15 protein-coding genes are annotated in these 15,738 nt (G+C 65.7%); 2 read left to right on the top strand and 13 right to left on the bottom strand.

Translation table 11 applies throughout. The features are described 5' to 3' along the window. Window positions 1–104 precede the first annotated feature (104 nt). The 4 genes from AB7Z56_RS38040 to AB7Z56_RS38025 all read right to left on the bottom strand — a co-directional run bounded on the left by AB7Z56_RS38040 (window position 105) and on the right by AB7Z56_RS38025 (window position 5,627). Entirely contained in the window at window positions 105–827 is a 723-nt protein-coding gene (locus tag AB7Z56_RS38040; RefSeq protein ID WP_063985590.1) for a hypothetical protein, read from the bottom strand. A 106-nt stretch (window positions 828–933) separates the two neighbouring features. After that, a complete protein-coding gene (gene lspA / locus AB7Z56_RS38035; protein WP_063985589.1) occupies window positions 934–1,428 on the bottom strand; it encodes a signal peptidase II in 495 nt (164 codons plus the stop codon). Window positions 1,429–1,437: 9 nt separating this feature from the next. Next, on the bottom strand, window positions 1,438–4,437 hold the full coding sequence (gene ileS, locus AB7Z56_RS38030) for an isoleucine--tRNA ligase (protein WP_063985588.1): 3,000 nt from the start codon (window positions 4,435–4,437) through the stop codon (window positions 1,438–1,440). Between the two features lie 218 nt (window positions 4,438–4,655). Next, window positions 4,656–5,627 (bottom strand): bifunctional riboflavin kinase/FAD synthetase, encoded by a 972-nt coding sequence (locus AB7Z56_RS38025; protein WP_063985587.1) that lies wholly within the window; start codon window positions 5,625–5,627, stop codon window positions 4,656–4,658. 231 nt (window positions 5,628–5,858) lie between these two features. Here AB7Z56_RS38025 and AB7Z56_RS38020 point away from each other — a divergent pair, with 231 nt between their 5' ends. Further along, entirely contained in the window at window positions 5,859–6,254 is a 396-nt protein-coding gene (locus tag AB7Z56_RS38020) for a response regulator (RefSeq protein WP_007596883.1), read from the top strand. A gap of 208 nt (window positions 6,255–6,462) precedes the next feature. On the opposite strand, the gene AB7Z56_RS38015 is transcribed toward AB7Z56_RS38020, so the two are convergent. The 3 genes from AB7Z56_RS38015 to AB7Z56_RS38005 all read right to left on the bottom strand — a co-directional run bounded on the left by AB7Z56_RS38015 (window position 6,463) and on the right by AB7Z56_RS38005 (window position 10,601). After that, complete coding sequence (locus tag AB7Z56_RS38015) at window positions 6,463–7,317, bottom strand: TIGR01459 family HAD-type hydrolase (protein WP_063985586.1); 855 nt, start codon at window positions 7,315–7,317, stop codon at window positions 6,463–6,465. A gap of 15 nt (window positions 7,318–7,332) precedes the next feature. Next, window positions 7,333–8,808 carry an EAL domain-containing protein gene (locus AB7Z56_RS38010; RefSeq protein ID WP_063985585.1) on the bottom strand — a complete coding sequence of 492 codons (1,476 nt, stop codon included), beginning with the start codon at window positions 8,806–8,808 and terminating at the stop codon, window positions 7,333–7,335. A 230-nt stretch (window positions 8,809–9,038) separates the two neighbouring features. Continuing rightward, entirely contained in the window at window positions 9,039–10,601 is a 1,563-nt protein-coding gene (locus AB7Z56_RS38005) for a winged helix-turn-helix domain-containing protein (protein ID WP_063985584.1), read from the bottom strand. A gap of 119 nt (window positions 10,602–10,720) precedes the next feature. On the opposite strand from AB7Z56_RS38005, the gene AB7Z56_RS38000 reads away from it, so the two are divergent. Then, on the top strand, window positions 10,721–11,560 hold the full coding sequence (locus AB7Z56_RS38000; RefSeq protein ID WP_063985583.1) for a class I SAM-dependent methyltransferase: 840 nt from the start codon (window positions 10,721–10,723) through the stop codon (window positions 11,558–11,560). A 49-nt stretch (window positions 11,561–11,609) separates the two neighbouring features. Here AB7Z56_RS38000 and AB7Z56_RS37995 read toward each other — a convergent pair whose 3' ends face one another. From AB7Z56_RS37995 to pgsA, 6 genes are all read right to left on the bottom strand, one after another. Next, on the bottom strand, window positions 11,610–12,740 hold the full coding sequence (locus AB7Z56_RS37995) for a YihY/virulence factor BrkB family protein (RefSeq protein WP_231143638.1): 1,131 nt from the start codon (window positions 12,738–12,740) through the stop codon (window positions 11,610–11,612). Window position 12,741: 1 nt separating this feature from the next. Then, a complete protein-coding gene (locus AB7Z56_RS37990; protein ID WP_063985582.1) occupies window positions 12,742–13,329 on the bottom strand; it encodes a phage holin family protein in 588 nt (195 codons plus the stop codon). Between the two features lie 90 nt (window positions 13,330–13,419). Further along, window positions 13,420–14,379 (bottom strand): 50S ribosomal protein L3 N(5)-glutamine methyltransferase, encoded by a 960-nt coding sequence (gene prmB, locus AB7Z56_RS37985; RefSeq protein WP_063985581.1) that lies wholly within the window; start codon window positions 14,377–14,379, stop codon window positions 13,420–13,422. Continuing rightward, window positions 14,379–14,861: a molybdenum cofactor biosynthesis protein MoaE gene (locus tag AB7Z56_RS37980; protein ID WP_063985580.1), complete on the bottom strand. Its 483-nt coding sequence runs from the start codon at window positions 14,859–14,861 to the stop codon at window positions 14,379–14,381. The genes prmB and AB7Z56_RS37980 overlap by 1 nt, the downstream gene beginning before the upstream one ends. A 3-nt stretch (window positions 14,862–14,864) precedes the next feature. Beyond that, window positions 14,865–15,116: a molybdopterin converting factor subunit 1 gene (gene moaD / locus AB7Z56_RS37975; protein ID WP_015688556.1), complete on the bottom strand. Its 252-nt coding sequence runs from the start codon at window positions 15,114–15,116 to the stop codon at window positions 14,865–14,867. Continuing rightward, window positions 15,113–15,730 (bottom strand): CDP-diacylglycerol--glycerol-3-phosphate 3-phosphatidyltransferase, encoded by a 618-nt coding sequence (gene pgsA, locus AB7Z56_RS37970; RefSeq protein ID WP_014491974.1) that lies wholly within the window; start codon window positions 15,728–15,730, stop codon window positions 15,113–15,115. Before pgsA ends, moaD begins: the two co-directional genes overlap by 4 nt. Window positions 15,731–15,738 lie beyond the last annotated feature (8 nt).

Here is a 15,738-nt window from a genome sequence, read left to right as displayed (position 1 = left end):
GCTGGCAAGTTACTGATAAGCAATATGCAGACTGCGTCCGGCGTGCGTAAGCCGCCGGTGCCAGGATGCGCCTGTCAGGATGTCGCGGTGGGGCAGGAGCGCTATTATTCCTTTTCCTTGCCCGACATGATGTCGAAATAGGTCCGGCGCGACTTGTCCGGCCCGGCGCCATAGGCGTAGTTCGGGGACGGCGTCTGGTAGCCCGGCGGCGGCTCGACCAGCGACGAGCGCGGCGGCTCGCTGGTGAATTTCTTCTCTTCGGAGCTGTTGCCGCCCTTCATCATGTTCCAGAGACCACCGGCGTAACCGAGCTCGGTGGGGCTGAGCGACGGGTTGCCGTTGGTGCCCGGCTGGATCGGGTCATTGCTTGTACGGGGGGCTGCGGCGACCTCGCCGGCCTTCATCTCGGCGGGCGTCAGCGGTTGGGCCGCCTGCCAGTTCTCCGTCGCCTTGGTCGCCTTCTTGCGCGCTGCGATGGCTTCCTTGCGGCGCTTCTCTTCGGGGTCCTTCGGCCAGTTCGGAGCATTCTTGGCCTGGGTTGCCGGAGGCGGCAGGTCGAGCTTGGGCGGCACGACGAGCGGCGAGCGCTCGCGGTATTCGATGCCGGGCTTTTCCATGCTCTTGGCGCCGATGCCGGACATCAGATTGTCGATGATCTTCTCTTCGAAGGTCATCCCGTCATCATCATCGTCGTCGTCACCGGCACGGACCGGGCCTGCCGTCATGACGAGGCCGATGCCGAGCGCGACAGCGGACAATTTCAACGCCCGCCAGAACCCTGCCTTGGGGTCTCGAACCATCGAACCGCTGGTCTCGGAGCTGCGCATCACTGTACCTGTTCCATATTGTGGCAGATTGCTGCACTTTGCCGCTCGCACGCGGCCAATCCTCGCAAAAAGCAGGGTTCCACCTGCCGGTCCGTATCGGCCGGGATCAGGGCGCTTTTGCGGCGGGTACCCCCAGGAAGGAATCATACAATAGCGCCGCCACCCCGACAACGATGGCCACGTCCGCGAGGTTAAACACATACCAATTATAGGTATTTCCGCCGAGCTCGATGTGGAACAGGGCGAAATCGACCACCGCGCCGTAGGCGAAGCGGTCGATGCCGTTGCCGATCGCGCCGCCGATGATCAGCCCGAGTGCGACCGTGGCGAGCAGGGTGTGCGAGCGGGCCATCCAGATCGCCAGGGCGACCACGGCGACGACCTTGACCGCCATCAGCGCGATCTGCGCCGACTGGCCGTCGTTCTGGAGCCAGCCGAAGCTGATGCCGATGTTCCAGGCCAGCACCAGGTCGAAGAACGGCGTCACCTTCACTACGCCGCGGCGGGCGAGGTCGAACACGTTCAGGAGCCAAAGCTTTGAGGCCTGGTCGGCCACCAGCGTGACCACGGCCGCGAGGATGCCGGCGCGAAGCGGGGTCATGGCCGGGGATCAGACCCCCACCCCCAGCGCCTTCCATTCGCGCAGCGCCTGGGCGTCGCGCGGGCTGACGTCGGGGTATTCAGGGTCTTCACCGACCAGGGGCGAGATCTTCCAGGAGCGGGCGCATTTGGTGCCGACCGCCTTCTCGACGACGACCGCGACGCCGGGCACCGCATCGAGACGGAACGCGCCCGCAGGCGCTTCGCCCTCACGCACCTCGTAGTTCGAGGTGATGCAGACCTCGGCGAGATCGGTGTCGAACAGCGTCGCCAGCATGTCGCGGTCGGCGACATAGATCACTGGTGAGGCCTCGAGCGACGAGCCGATGTTCTTGGCGGCGCGCTCAAGCTCCAGCGCGCCGGTGACGACGCGGCGGACGTTGCGGATCGTCTCCCATTTCGCGGCGAGCTTGTCGTCGCGGAGCGTCTCGATGCCTTCGGGAAACAGGGTCAGATGGACCGAAGGCTCCGCGTTCGGCCGGAACATGCGCCAGGCTTCATCGGTCGTGAAGCTCAGGATCGGCGCAAGCCACTTCAGGAGCGCATCGCACAACAGGTCGATCGTGGTGAGCGCGGCCTTGCGCGCCGGCGAGGACGGCGGGTCGCAATAGAGCGTGTCCTTGCGGATATCGAAGTAGAACGCCGAAAGCTCGGAGTTCATGAAGGCCGCGAGGCTCGCGACGACGGTCTTGTAGTCGAAGGCGGCATAGGCCTTGCGAACGGTTTCGGCATGGCCGGCCAGTTCGTGCAGCATCAGCCGCTCGAGCTCGGGCATCTCGGCATAGGCGACCTTCTCGCTCGCCTTGAAGTGATGCAGCGTACCGAGCATCCAGCGGATCGAGTTACGCAGCTTGCGATAGGTCTCGATGGTGTTCTTCAGGATCTCCGGGCCGATGCGCTGGTCGTCGGCATAGTCGGTGGCGCAGACCCACAGGCGCAGGATGTCCGCGCCCGAATCCTTGATCACCTTCTGCGGCTCGACGGTGTTGCCGAGCGACTTCGACATCTTGCGGCCGTTCTCGTCGAGCGTGAAGCCGTGGGTGAGCACGATGTCGTAGGGCGCGCGGCCCCGCGTGCCCGCGCTTTCCAGCAGCGAGGAATGAAACCAGCCGCGATGCTGGTCGCTGCCTTCCAGATACATCACGGTGTCGTTGCCGCCGTCGATCTTGCGGACGATGTTGCCGAGCTGCGGGAAGTTCTGGCGATCCTCGAGCACGAAGGCGTGCGTGGAGCCCGAATCGAACCAGACGTCGCAGATGTCGTCGACCTTCTTCCAGTCCTCGCTCGCGCGGGACCCGAGGAAGCGCTCGCGGGCGCCGTCCATGTACCAGGCGTCGGCGCCTTCCTCCATGAAGGCTTCGGCGATGCGCTGGTTGACGATCTCGTCCTGCAGGATCTCTGCCGAGCCGTCGCTCTTCTCGCGCACGAACACGGCGATCGGCACGCCCCAGGCGCGCTGGCGCGAGATCACCCAGTCCGGACGGTTGGCGATCATGCCGTTGATGCGGTTCTCGCCCGACGGCGGCACCCATTGCGTGACCGAGATCGCGTGCAGCGCGCGGGCGCGCAGCGTGTCGCCCTTCTTCGCATGGCCGTCATCGTTGATGTCCTTGTCCATCGCGATGAACCATTGCGGCGTGTTGCGGAAGATCACCGGCTTCTTCGAGCGCCACGAATGGGGATATTGGTGCTTGAGGCGGCCGCGCGCGAGCAGCTTGCCGCCTTCGATCAGCGCCTTGATCACGGCCTCGTTGGCATCGCCCTTCTCGCCCTTGTCGTTGAGCACGCGCTTGCCGGTGAAGCCGGGGGCCTGCGCGGTGTAGGCGCCGTTCTCGTCGACGGTGTAGGGGATCGCGGTCGGGATGCCGCGCGCATCGAGCTCGCGGGTGTTGGCCGTCCAGACGTCGAAGTCCTCGCGGCCGTGGCTCGGCGCGGTGTGCACGAAGCCGGTACCGGTGTCGTCGGTGACATGCTCGCCGGCGAGCAGCGGCACGATGAACTCGTAACCGCCACCGAACCCGCGCAGGGGATGGGCGCATTCCACGGCATCCAGCGTGTCGCCGGGAATGTCGCGCACCTTCTCGTAAGACGTGACGCGCGCCTGCTTGAACACTTCTGCGGCGAGCGCATCGGCCAGGATCAGGAGATCGCCAGTCTTGGCCCAGTTGTCGGCGGGCGCATCCGTCACCTTATAAAGGCCGTAGGCGATTTTCGGCGAGAACGAGATCGCGCGGTTGCCGGGCAGCGTCCAGGGCGTGGTGGTCCAGATCACGACCGAGGCACTGGCGAGTGCGCCATGCGCCGGTGACGTGACGGGAAACTTCACCCACACCATGTCGGAGGTGTAGTCCTCGTACTCGACCTCGGCTTCCGCAAGCGCGGTCTTCTCGACCACGCTCCACATCACCGGCTTGGAGCCGCGATACAGCGTGCCGTTGGCCGCGAACTTCATCAGCTCGCGGGCGATCTGCGCTTCGGCCGGATAGCTCATCGTCTGATAGGGATGATCCCAGTCGCCGATGATGCCGAGCCGCTTGAACTCCTCGCGCTGCACGTTGATCCAGTGCGTCGCATAGGCGCGGCATTCCTTGCGGAACGCCACCATCGCGGCGGAGTCGCGGAAATCGGGCTTCTGCTTGCCCTTCTTGCGGTAGTTCTCCTCCTCGATCTTCCATTCGATCGGCAGGCCGTGGCAGTCCCAGCCCGGCACGTAATTGGAGTCGAAGCCGAGCATCTGCTGGCTCTTGGTCACGACGTCCTTGAGGATCTTGTTCAGCGCGTGCCCGATATGGATGTTGCCGTTGGCGTAGGGCGGGCCGTCATGCAGCACGAATTTGGCGCGGCCCTGGGCTTCCCGGCGCAGCTTGTCGTAGAGGCCGATGTCGTTCCAATACTTCAGCAGTTCCGGCTCGCGCTGCGGCAGGCCGGCGCGCATCGGGAAATCCGTCTGCGGCAAATAAAGGGTCTTGGAATAGTCTTTGGCGTCGGACTTTTGCGGCTTTTCGGACATGGGGCTGACTGGCTCGGAAGGGCGCGGAAACGGATAGCGACTGGAATCGCGGGGTGAAACGACGAAATCCCGGTCTTGCGCCGAGCCTTCAGGCTCAGGCGGAAGCCGGGCCGCTAATCCCTATGATGCACCGCGCAAACATGGGCTCTCCATAGCAGGGGGCCAAGGGAAGCGCAAAAGGTAGAAGCGCAAAAGGTACGGCGGGCCGGATTTGGGCCTCAATCGATCACGCCAAGCCGCGGAAACGCGTCCGGGGCGGCGGCCAGCACGGCGCGGGCGCGGGCGGAATCGTCGTCCATCTGGCGGATCAGGGCCTCCAGGCTGTCGAATTTCAGCTCCTCGCGGATGAAGCCGACGAAGGCGCAGTCGAGCGCTTGTCCGTAGAGGTCGCCCTTGAAGTCGAACAGGAAGATTTCCAGCAGCGGCGCACCATTATCAAAGGTCGGACGGCGGCCGAAGCTTGCCACCCCGTCCAGCCGCTCGGCGCCGCGGCTGACCCGCACCGCATAGATGCCGTGCTTGAGGCCACAATTGGCATCGAGGCGGATGTTGGCGGTGGGATAGCCGAGGTCGCGGCCGCGCTTCTCGCCGTGGATCACCTCGCCGGTGATGAACCAGGGCGCGCCCAGCATGGTGGTGGCCTCGTCAATGAGGCCCTCGGCGAGCGCGATCCGGATGGCGCTGGAGGAGACCGGCCGCTCGTCGATGTCGACATGGGCCTGCACGTCGACCTCGATGCCGAGCCGGGGCGCCTCGTTCACCAGGAGGCTCGGCGAGCCGACGCGACCCTTGCCGAAATGAAAGTCGTAGCCGACCGCGATGCCGCTGACGCCGAGGCGCCCGATCAGGTCATGGTGAATGAAGTCTTGCGCGCTGGTCCCGGCCCTGGCCTTGTCGAAGGTCATGACCACGGCGCCGGCGAGCCCGGTGCCGGCCAAAAGCCGCAGCTTGGCCGGCTCGTCCGTCAGGCGGAATTGCGGGGTGTTCGGGCTGAAAAACCGGCGCGGATGCGGCTCGAAGGTCAATGCCAGCGCAGGGCGGCCATGCGCCCGGCCCATTTCCAGCGCGGCTGCGATCACCGCGCGATGGCCGAGATGAACGCCGTCGAAATTGCCCATGGCGACCACGGCGCCCCTCAAAATCGCGGAATCCGGCGTTGTGTCGCGGATAACGGTAAAATGCGGGACCATCAGGGGAATTCTCGAAGCGGCAGGACCTGCGGACCGTGGCTTGACCGGCCGGACGAAGTCAAGCGGCAGGGAGAGCGGCCGCATTGAACGTGATTTCAGTCCTTCGGAGGCGCCCCCAGTTAACGCGCTGTTTAACGCCTTGGTGCTAGTCCTTGAATTGTGGAACAGCGGGGCTCCGGCCCCGGCGGGTCCGATCGTAATATTTCCTGGGTTTGCGTTGGGGGAGTCGAGATGGCGGTTGATTTGTCGATGTCGGTTCTGGTGGTTGATGACTACAGCACCATGATCCGTATCATCAGGAATCTCCTGAAGCAGCTTGGCTTCGAGAATATCGATGATGCAAGCGACGGTTCGGCGGCGCTGAACAAGATGCGTGGCAAGAAGTACGGGCTCGTGATTTCCGATTGGAACATGGAGCCGATGACGGGTTACGACCTGCTGCGCGAAGTGCGCGCGGATCCGAACCTCGCCACCACGCCTTTCATCATGATCACCGCGGAATCGAAGACCGAGAACGTGATCGCGGCCAAGAAGGCCGGCGTGAACAACTACATCGTCAAGCCGTTCAACGCGGCGACGCTGAAGACCAAGATCGAAGCGGTCTTCCCGGACATGGCGAGCGCGTAAGCGCGCTCTTCGCCGGACAATTATCTTCCATTTGGAACGTCGTGCCCGGGCTTGTCCCGGGCATCCGCGTTTGCGGGTGCCAAAAGCGTGGATGGCCGGGGCGTAGGTGCGCGCGAGCGCCGCCGTCCTTCGGCTGGCTATGCCCGGCCATGACGACGACCGGGGCTTAGCAATTCGTCTAAGCCGGCGTCGGTTCAAGCCGCAACCGTCACCACTTCAATTCGCGCATCAGCGCCTTCGGCGGGTGGCCGAACAACTCCATCACCGAATTCGGGTCGAGCTGGTCGAGGCCCTCGAACTCCTCGGCATGGATGCCGCGGGTGACGAACAGGCAGTCGATGCCGAATTCGCGCGCGCCGGTGAGGTCCGTGCGGACGGAATCGCCGATCGCCAGCACCTTTTTCCGGTCGATCATGTGACCCTGGCGTTCGCCGGCGAGCATCATCGCGCGCTCGTAGATCGGGCGATGCGGCTTGCCGTAGAAGATCACCTCGCCGCCGAGTTCGCGATAGAGTTCCGCGATCGCGCCGGCGCAATAGATCAGCCGGTCGCCGCGCTCCACCACGATATCGGGATTGGCGCAGACCAGCGTCAGCTTGCGCTCGCGCGCCTTCAGCATCATGCCGCGATAGTCTTCCGCCGTCTCGGTCTCGTCGTCATAGAGGCCGGTGCAGACGATGTAGTCGGCTTCTTCCAGCGGCGCGGTCGTCGCATCGAGGCCGCGATAGATCGAGTTGTCGCGCTCGGGTCCGAGCCAGAACATCTTGCGGCCGGGATGCTCGGCGACATAGAGCCGCGTCAGGTCGCCCGACGAGACGATCGCGTCATAGGTCTCGTCCGCGACGCCGAGCTTGCGCAATTGCCGTTGGACAGAGTCGGCCGGGCGCGGGGCATTGGTGATCAGGATCACCGTACCGCCGCGGCTGCGATAGGTGTGCAGCGCCTCGCAGGCCTCGGGGAAGGATTCCAGGCCGTTGTGAACCACGCCCCAGATGTCGCTGAGCACAACGTCAACGCCGCCCACGAGCTCGCGCAGGCTTTCGGCGAAATGCAGCGTGGTCATGATGCGTGCGGCCGATCAGATCCGGCGCGCGAGCGCCGCGTTGCCGGTGATACGCTGGGCTGGAGGCGCTGAAGACGTGGCGCCTGGGCTGGGAGAAGCGGAGCCATTGGATCCCTGAATTTCCTGCGCCGGGTTCGGCGAGGCCCCGCCGGTAGCAGATGCCCCTTCAGGCCGCAATGGCCGGGGTGGCGCGAACAGGAACCCCTGACCGAACCGCACGTCAAAGTCGAGCAAATCGACCACTGCGCGCTCGCCCTCGATCCGTTCGGCGATCAGGTCGATGCCGAAGCGGCCGAGCAGGTCGGAGAGGTCGGAAGGGTGGATGTCCGAGGTCGAGGCCTGCCTGGGGTCGAGCAGGAGGGACGCCGGCACCTTGATGAAGCGCACGCCGCGATCGGCGAGCTCGCGCGGCTCGATCCTGAGGTCAGTGACATGGTCGATCGAGAAGCGGAAACCGCGCTGGGCGAGCGCCGCGAGGTTCTCGGTCTCGGCCGGGCCGAGATTGCGGAAGGTCGACTGCTTGAACTCCAGCACCAGCGAGGGCGCCAGCGCCCGGTTGGCTTCGAGGAAGTCGAGGCACTGCGCGAAGGTGGTGGAATTGCCGAGCGTGGAGGCCGCGACGTTGCAGAACACGCCGACATCCTTGTTGCGCACCATCAGGCGCCGCAGCACCTGCACACAGCGCAGCATCACCATGTTGTCGATGCGTCCGATCAGACCCGAGGCTTCGGCGATGCTGATGAATTCCTCGGCGGCGATCAGCTGGTCGCGCTCGTCGCGCAGGCGCGTCACGGCTTCGTAGAACCGCACCTTGCGCTGCGGCAGCGTCACCATCGGCTGGAGGAAGATGTCGATGCGGTTCTCGTCGATGGCGTTGCGCAGTGTCGCCAGTAACTGGGTCGGGTTGCGGCCATTGGCCGTCTGAACCGGAACGGCGGTGTGGGTCTGGATCGCCGGTGTTGGCCGCGGCGGCGGTGCGGGCAGCGGCGGAGGGGCGGCCGGCCGCTCCTCGAAGGCCGCAATCAGGTCGAGAGGCGCCTCCGGCTCTGGCCGGGCGACCGGAGCGGGGGCGGGGGTCGGCGCGGCCCCGGCCAACAGGTCTTCATGGGCTGACACGGTGGTGGCGAGCTGCCTGACCAGCCCACCGAGCTCGTTGATCTCGCCGACCACTGACTGGATGCGGTCGGAGTTGGTCGAATTGGCCGAGGCGATGCGCCCCTCCATCGCCGCGAGCCGGCGGCCGAACTCGGCGACCTGGCGGGCGAGGTCGGCGGTGCCGCGCGAGAGGTCGGCGATCTGGCCGCCGACGTCACTGCGATCGCGCAGCCGCATCGAGACCGCGTTGTAGAGGATCAGGAAGGTCAGCGCGGTCAGCGCCACGATGGCGGATTCGGTTCCGCTGATGCCGGCGACCGAGTAGAGGACAAGCCCGAGCGAGGCCGCGACCAGAACCATGCAGATGGCGATGAAGATCGTCGAAATGCGAATCATGCCGCGCGTTACGCCTCAAAGAGCTGACTGCCTCATCCGGGAAAACACGGGTCAGTGTGCGAACCCGTCACGCCTCATGCTCCCCCAAGCAGGGCGACCTTAACATCATTGTTGATTCGAGGGGATAGCGGCCTGTTCGCGGCGCCGGAGCATGATCCGGAAAGTGTGCAACGGTTTTCCCCCGCGACAAACGCGGAACGCGTTTGTCGCGGAGATCATGCCCAGACAGTCTAGGTCAGGCCGGCCCGGCGAAAGGCTTCGAGGTAGTGCTCGCGGTCGGCGGCGAGCTTGATCGGCATGAACTCGGCGATCCAGGCGAGCGAGACGTTGGGCTGGGCACGCTGGAGTTCCTTCAGCGCCGCGCGGGCGGTCTCGGTTTGCCCGGCCATCGCCGCGGCCGCGGTCAGCACCCGGTGCCCGCCGACGAAGTCACTGCGCTGGCGCAGGGCCTCCTGCGCGAGCCGGATCGCTTCCGCATAGTCCCTGCCGAGGAAGCGGGCAAAGGCGGCGATGCCGAAATAGACGGGTGCATAGGGGTCGCGCGGGCTGAGGCGGATCGCCCGCCGCGCGGCGTCGTCGGCATCCCGCCAGCGGCCGCAATAGCTGAGCGTCAGGCCATAATAGCCCTGCGCCAGCGCAAAGTTCGGATTGAGCCGTAGCGCGGTCTCGAATTCGGCAAGCGAATCCTCGAACCGGCGTGCGAACAGATCGACATGGCCGAGCGCATTATGCGCCCAGGCATCCTGGTCGTCGGCGCGGATCGCGGCCCGCGCCGCGCGCTCGGCCACCGGCAGCGCGGCGGCCATCTCCATCCAGCCCATATGCGCCGTGAACATGTAGCTGGTGCCGAGCAGCCCGAGTGCCTTGCCGTAGTTCGGGTCGAGCGCGATGGCCTTTTCGAGCAGGGCTCGCGCCGCGACGTGGTCCTGCCGCGTTACGCGCCAGTAATGGGAGAGGGCGCGCATCAGAAGGTCCCAGGCGTCCAGGCTGTCGGGCGGCTTGCGCTCGGCGCGAAAATTCTCCGCGGCATAGAGCTGCGGCTCGATCGCGGCGACGATGCGTTCGGTGATCTCGTCCTGTACGGCGAAGACGTCGGCGAGCTCGCGGTCGTAGCGTTCGGCCCAGAGATGGCTGCCGGTGGCGACATCGTTGAGCTGCGCGGTGATGCGGACGCGATCGCCCTCCTTGCGGACGCTGCCCTCGACGACATAGCGCACGCCGAGCTCCTCGGCGACCTGCCGCAGGTGAACCGTGCGGCCCTTGTAGATGAAGGAGGAGTTGCGCGCGATCACGAAGAACCAGCGCAGCTTCGACAGCGCGGTGATGATGTCCTCGCTGATGCCGTCGGAGAAATAATCCTGCTCGGCCTCGCCGCTCATGTTGGTGAAGGGCAGGACGGCAATTGCGGGACGATCGGGCAGCGGCAATTCCGTCGGTGTTGGGTCGGGCGGCTTGCCCGGCGCCGACGATGAGGCTGCGGCGGAGCGTTCGGTCACTGCGCCGACGAACCGCACGCCCTTGCGCGCGACTGTGCGGATCAGCCGCTGATCTTCTCCATTGTCATTGACCGCGCGCCGCGCCGCGTTGATCCGACTGGTCAGCGTCGATTCCGAGACGACGCGGCCATTCCAGATCGCGTCGAGCATGTTGTCCCGCGTCACCACGCGCTCGCGGTTGCGGACCAGATAAAGCAGGAGATCGAACACCTGGGGCTCGAGCCCGACGAGCGTCTCTGCCCACCGCAATTCGCGGCGTGCGGGGTCGAGCACGAAATCCTCGAAATGAAATGTCACGCCGCCCTCGGCTCCAGCGGGAAATCAAGGTGTTCTCAGCGTAAAATAACGCCACTCTCAAGGCCAGCGAGCCGCATGCGCCCTATCGTCCCGGCGTCTTCAACCGCAGGAGAATTGCCATGTCGACGTCCGCCGCGCTCAAGCCGGCCCTCGCCCAACCAGATCTCGCCGCCGTCAAGCAGCGCCAGCACAGCGCCTGGTCGTCCGGCGACTATGCCATTGTCGGCACCACCTTGCAGATCGTCGGCGAGCAGCTCTGCGAGGCGCTCGACTTGCGTGCCGGCAGCAAGGTGCTTGATGTCGCCGCCGGCAACGGCAATGCGACGCTGGCCGCCGCGCGGCGCTGGTGCGACGTCACATCGACCGACTATGTTCCAGCGTTGCTCAAGCGGGGACGCGAACGGGCCGCGGCGGAGCATTTGATGGTCGAATTCCGTGAAGCGGATGCCGAAGCGCTGCCGTTTGCGGATGCCAGCTACGACGTCGTGCTCTCGACCTTCGGTGTCATGTTCACGCCGGATCAGGACAAGGCGGCGTCCGAGCTCGCGCGGGTCTGCAAGTCCGGCGGCAAGATCGGCCTCGCCAACTGGACGCCCCAGGGCTTCATCGGTCAGCTCTTCAAGACCATCGGCAGGCATTTGCCGCCGCCGGCGGGCGTGAAGTCGCCGGCCTTGTGGGGCACGCCGGCACGGCTTGAGGAGATGTTCGGCAGCCAAGCCTCCGAGATCGCCGCCGAGCCGCGCATGTTCGCCTTCCGCTATCGCTCTCCGGAGCACTGGCTCGAGGTTTTCAAATCCTATTACGGGCCGATGCTGAAAGCGTTCGTGGCGCTGGAGGAGACCGGCCAGGCCGCGCTGCGGCGCGATCTCATGGCGCTGCTCGGCGAATTCAACCGTGCCGACGACGGTACGGTGGTGGTGCATAGCGAGTATCTGGAGGTCGTGATCAGCAAGCGCTGAATTGCGGTCGTGATCCGGTCAGGCCGAGCCCCGGCCTGACCGCCGGCAATCAGGATGGCGCGGCGGCGCCGACCGTGTCGGCCGAGACGGCCTCGCGGGTGCCGAGCGGCTTGGGCGGTCCGGTGGTCGTATCCCGAAGGGTCTGCCGCTCGATCTCCGAGTTCAGCTCGGCCCCGAACATGATGACGATCGCCGACATCCACATCCACATCATCAAGCCGATCGCCGCGCCGAGCGAGCCGTAGGTCGCGTTGTAATTGGCGAATTCCGAGAGATACCAGGACAGGAGCGCCGAGCCGGCGATCCAGAGGATGGCGGCCGTCACCGCGCCGAGGCTCAGCCATTGCCAGCGCGGCGCGTCGCGGCTCGGTGCGAAGCGGTAGAGGACGGCAAGCGCCGCCAGCAGGATGACGAACAGCACCGGCCATCGCGCGAGAGCGACGATCAGCCTGCTTTCCGGCGCGATGCCGAGATGGTTGAGCGCGAGCGGGAAGGCGACCACGGTGCCCACCATCAGCAGCAGCGCCGCGATGCTGCCGACGGTGAAAGCCAACGACACCGTGTTCAGCCGGACGAAGCTGCGCTTTTCGCGCTCCTCATAGGCGACGTTGAGGGCATCGAAGATGGCTTTGACGCCCGCATTGGCGCTCCAGATCGCGAGCAAGAGGCCAAACAGGAAGGTGACGCCCAGGGCGGTATTGCCGTTGGACACCACGCGCGCGACCTGGTCCTCGACGATCTGGAACGCGCCCTCGGGCAGCAGCATCGCGAGCGAATGCAGGTTGGAACTGATCGTCGAGGGATCCGCGAACAGGCCGTAGGATGAGACCAGCGCGGTCACGGCGGGAAAGATCGCGAGCAGCCCGAAGAAGACGACGCCGCCCGCAGTCGCGAGCAGGCGATCGTCGTCGATGCGCTGATAGGTGCGCCAGAAGATGTCTTTCCAGCCCGCCCACGGGATCGCGAAAGGGCTTTTCGCGTGCCGGCCGTGGCCAAGCTGCATCGCCGCGCCGGCCGGGCTCGTTTCCGGCGAGTTTGCTTCATTATTGCGATGGTCTTGCGGAGGCCCCGGCCGGATGGGGCCGGACTCCTGAAAGTAGCGTTCCGCGGACAGCACGAAGACGGCCGTGGCGGCGACCAGCAACCAACTGTCGAGGTGCTCGGTGCGCCGCGCGCGCATTTCAAGCGTCCAATCTGTGGCCGTGTCGCCGCCGCCGTGCGGCCGTGAAGCCCAGCAGCCCGACGGCTGCGAGCATCAGACCTAGCTGCACGGGCCGGTTGGTCCGAGCCGACACGGCGTTGCCGCCACGGCCACGTTCGCCCGGTGCGGGCGACACCAGCGGAATCGTCGTTGCGACCTCTTTCACCGCCTGCTTGACCGTTCCGCGCGGGATCCGCGGGGTGGCGATCGCAACGCGCATACGGCTGGCAAGCGGCACGATCGGCTTGTCCCGACGCTTCATTTGGGCCTGAGCCAGGCCGGCGCAGGATACGGCCAGCACCAGGAGCACGGCCGCGACGGCACCGAAGCCCCAGAATTGTCCGTGGGTGATTGCGACCCAACGATAAAGGGCGATCAGGCCGACAAAGAGGGTGGCGATCAGGAACAGCCCGGCCATTGCGAACAGTCCTGCCGCGACCGCATAGGACGTCGCGCGGCCCGTGGCCTGATTGGTGCGGTCGCGCAAGTACGATCGCGCGGCGCGCTTGAGGTGATTGATCTTGAGCGCCATGCCGGCGCGCAGCAGTTCGCCCGATGGCGCGAGCATGCGGACATCCTCCGAGAACGAAAAAATCGTCGGGGGATGAACGTGGCGGAATTTGACTTGTTCCGCGCGGAGCGCGGGTGCCGGGACGGATCAGCCGAGATCGGCGGCCGCGATCCAGAACACCTCGCCCTCGGATTCCTCGGTGTCGAGCCAGAGCAGCGGCAGTTCCGGAAAGGCCTCGTCGACCAGTTCGCGGCCGCGGCCGATCTCGCAGATCAAGCCGCCATCCGGCGTCAGGTGATCGGGCGCATCGCGCAAGATCCGGCGCACCACGTCGAGACCGTCGGCGCCGCCGTCAAAGGCGAGCTTCGGCTCGGCGCGGCACTCCGGCGGCAGCGCCGCCATGCCTTCGGCATCGACGTAGGGCGGGTTGGTGATGATCAGGTCGTATCTGTTGTCGCCGAGCGGGGCGAACAGGTCGCCGCGATGCAGGCTGATCCGGTCATCGAGCCCGAATTCGCCGACATTTCGTGTGGCGACTTCGAGCGCGCCCTTGGAGATGTCGACGGCATCAACGGTGGCATTCGGGAAATGATGCGCGGCAAGGATGGCGAGACATCCCGAGCCCGTGCAGAGATCGAGCACACGTTCGACGGCCGTGGGGTCGTCGATCAGCGAGCCCGCCTCGCCGTCGCCGCCGAAATGCGACTCCAGCAGCTCGCCGATGAAGGAGCGCGGAACGATGACGCGCTCGTCGACATAGAAGGGCAGGCCGCGCATGTAGATCTTGTTGACGAGATAGGCGGTCGGTTTGCGCGTGGTGACGCGCTGATGGATGAGGTCGACGATGGTCTTGCCTTCCGCCGACGTGACGCAGGCATGGGCAAAGATCTCGAACTGGTCGGGATGCAGATGCAGGGCTTCGCAGACCAGGAAGGCTGCTTCCGCGACCGGATCGGTCGTGCCATGGGCAAAGGCGAGCTTCGCCTCGGTGAAGCGGCTCACGGCGTAGCGCACGAAATCGATCAGCGTGAGCAACTCGCCGCGGCCGACCTTCGCGAGCTTTGGCGCGGCGCGGCCGCGCGTGGTCTTCTTGGATGCTTGTGCCATCAGGATCGGGTCCAGCGTGCGGCGGCCTCGTCGTCACGGGCGTGGGCTTCGACCCAGCCGGTACCGGTGGCGCTCTCTTCCTTCTTCCAGAACGGGGCGCTGGTCTTGAGATAATCCATCAGGAACTCGGCCGCCTGGAACGCCGCCTGGCGGTGCTGCGACGCCGTGAGCACCAGCACGATATTCTGCCCGGGCATGAACCGCCCGACGCGATGAATGATGGTGACGCCGTTCAGCGGCCAGCGCGATGTAGCTTCGTCGGCATGGCGCTTGATCTCTTCTTCCGCCATGCCGGGATAATGTTCGAGCGTGAGGGCGGCGATCTTCGCGCTGTTCTCGTCGCCGCGGCAGATGCCGGAAAAGCTTACGACCGCGCCGATGTCGGTGCGGCTCCCGGTCAGGATCGCGATCTCGCGCGCGATGTCGAAATCGTCCTGCTGGATGCGGATGGTGACGGGGCAGGGGCCGGCGGGGGAGGTCATGGCCTAGCCGCCGGTCATCGGCGGGAAAAACGCGATCTCGCGGGCGCCCGCGATCGCGGCGTCCGATTTGACATGGGCATGATCGATCGCGGTGCGGATCACCTTCGGCTTCTCGAAGGCGTAGGCATAGGCCTCGCTCCGGCCGGACAGCCAGGCGATCAGCTCCTCGACGGTGCGCACGGTCGCCGGCGGCTCGATGGTCTCCTCGGCCTTGCCGACGCGCTCGCGCACCCAGGCGAAGTACTTCACCTTCATGCCTCATCCTCCTTGATGAGGTGATGGATGCCGGCGCGGAAATAGTCGTAGCCCGTGTATATGGTGAGGATCGCCGAGGCCCAGAGCAGCGCCAGCCCGATCATCGAGACCACGGGCACCACCTCATCGCCGGCCGGGCCAGCGAGCAGGAAGCCGATGGCGATGAGCTGAACGGTCGTCTTCCACTTCGCAAGCTTTGTCACGGGAACGCTCACCCGCAACGCCGCGAGATATTCGCGCAGGCCCGAGACCAGGATCTCGCGGCACAGGATCACGATGGCGGCCCATAGCGACCAGCCATGGATGATGCCGTCGGCGGCGAGCATCAGCAGGCAGGAGGCCACCAGCAGCTTGTCGGCGATCGGATCGAGCATCCGGCCGAACGCCGATTGCTGATTCCAGATCCGCGCGTAATAGCCGTCGAGGTAATCGGTCACTGCCGCCGCGATAAAGATGGCGACCGCGACCCACCGCAGCCACAGCGGCTGATCCAGAATCGACTGTGCATAGATGCACCCGACCACGACCGGGATCGCGGCGATCCGGCCATAGGTCAGGATGTTCGGGAGGGACATCGCGCGGCTGGTCGTCCCTCGTGTCGTGGCGATGTTCATCCGTCCTA

It is taken from the genome of Bradyrhizobium sp. 482_C4_N1_8 (assembly GCF_052075965.1).
GTDB classification, from domain to species: Bacteria; Pseudomonadota; Alphaproteobacteria; order Rhizobiales; family Xanthobacteraceae; genus Bradyrhizobium; species Bradyrhizobium barranii.
Note: the sequence above shows the minus strand (reverse complement) of the source record. Positions and strands in the feature narration are given on the sequence as shown.

Coding starts and splice junctions, on each gene's coding strand:
- AB7Z56_RS38000 (WP_063985583.1), top strand. CDS start 10,721: ATGTCGACGTCCGCCGCGCTCAAGCCGGCCCTCGCCCAACCAGATCTC.
- AB7Z56_RS38010 (WP_063985585.1), bottom strand. CDS start 8,808: ATGATTCGCATTTCGACGATCTTCATCGCCATCTGCATGGTTCTGGTC.
- AB7Z56_RS37995 (WP_231143638.1), bottom strand. CDS start 12,740: ATGCGCGCGCGGCGCACCGAGCACCTCGACAGTTGGTTGCTGGTCGCC.
- AB7Z56_RS38025 (WP_063985587.1), bottom strand. CDS start 5,627: ATGGTCCCGCATTTTACCGTTATCCGCGACACAACGCCGGATTCCGCG.
- prmB (WP_063985581.1), bottom strand. CDS start 14,379: ATGGCACAAGCATCCAAGAAGACCACGCGCGGCCGCGCCGCGCCAAAG.
- lspA (WP_063985589.1), bottom strand. CDS start 1,428: ATGACCCCGCTTCGCGCCGGCATCCTCGCGGCCGTGGTCACGCTGGTG.
- AB7Z56_RS38015 (WP_063985586.1), bottom strand. CDS start 7,317: ATGACCACGCTGCATTTCGCCGAAAGCCTGCGCGAGCTCGTGGGCGGC.
- AB7Z56_RS38040 (WP_063985590.1), bottom strand. CDS start 827: ATGCGCAGCTCCGAGACCAGCGGTTCGATGGTTCGAGACCCCAAGGCA.
- pgsA (WP_014491974.1), bottom strand. CDS start 15,730: ATGAACATCGCCACGACACGAGGGACGACCAGCCGCGCGATGTCCCTC.
- AB7Z56_RS38020 (WP_007596883.1), top strand. CDS start 5,859: ATGGCGGTTGATTTGTCGATGTCGGTTCTGGTGGTTGATGACTACAGC.
- AB7Z56_RS37980 (WP_063985580.1), bottom strand. CDS start 14,861: ATGACCTCCCCCGCCGGCCCCTGCCCCGTCACCATCCGCATCCAGCAG.
- moaD (WP_015688556.1), bottom strand. CDS start 15,116: ATGAAGGTGAAGTACTTCGCCTGGGTGCGCGAGCGCGTCGGCAAGGCC.
- ileS (WP_063985588.1), bottom strand. CDS start 4,437: ATGTCCGAAAAGCCGCAAAAGTCCGACGCCAAAGACTATTCCAAGACC.
- AB7Z56_RS37990 (WP_063985582.1), bottom strand. CDS start 13,329: ATGCTCGCGCCATCGGGCGAACTGCTGCGCGCCGGCATGGCGCTCAAG.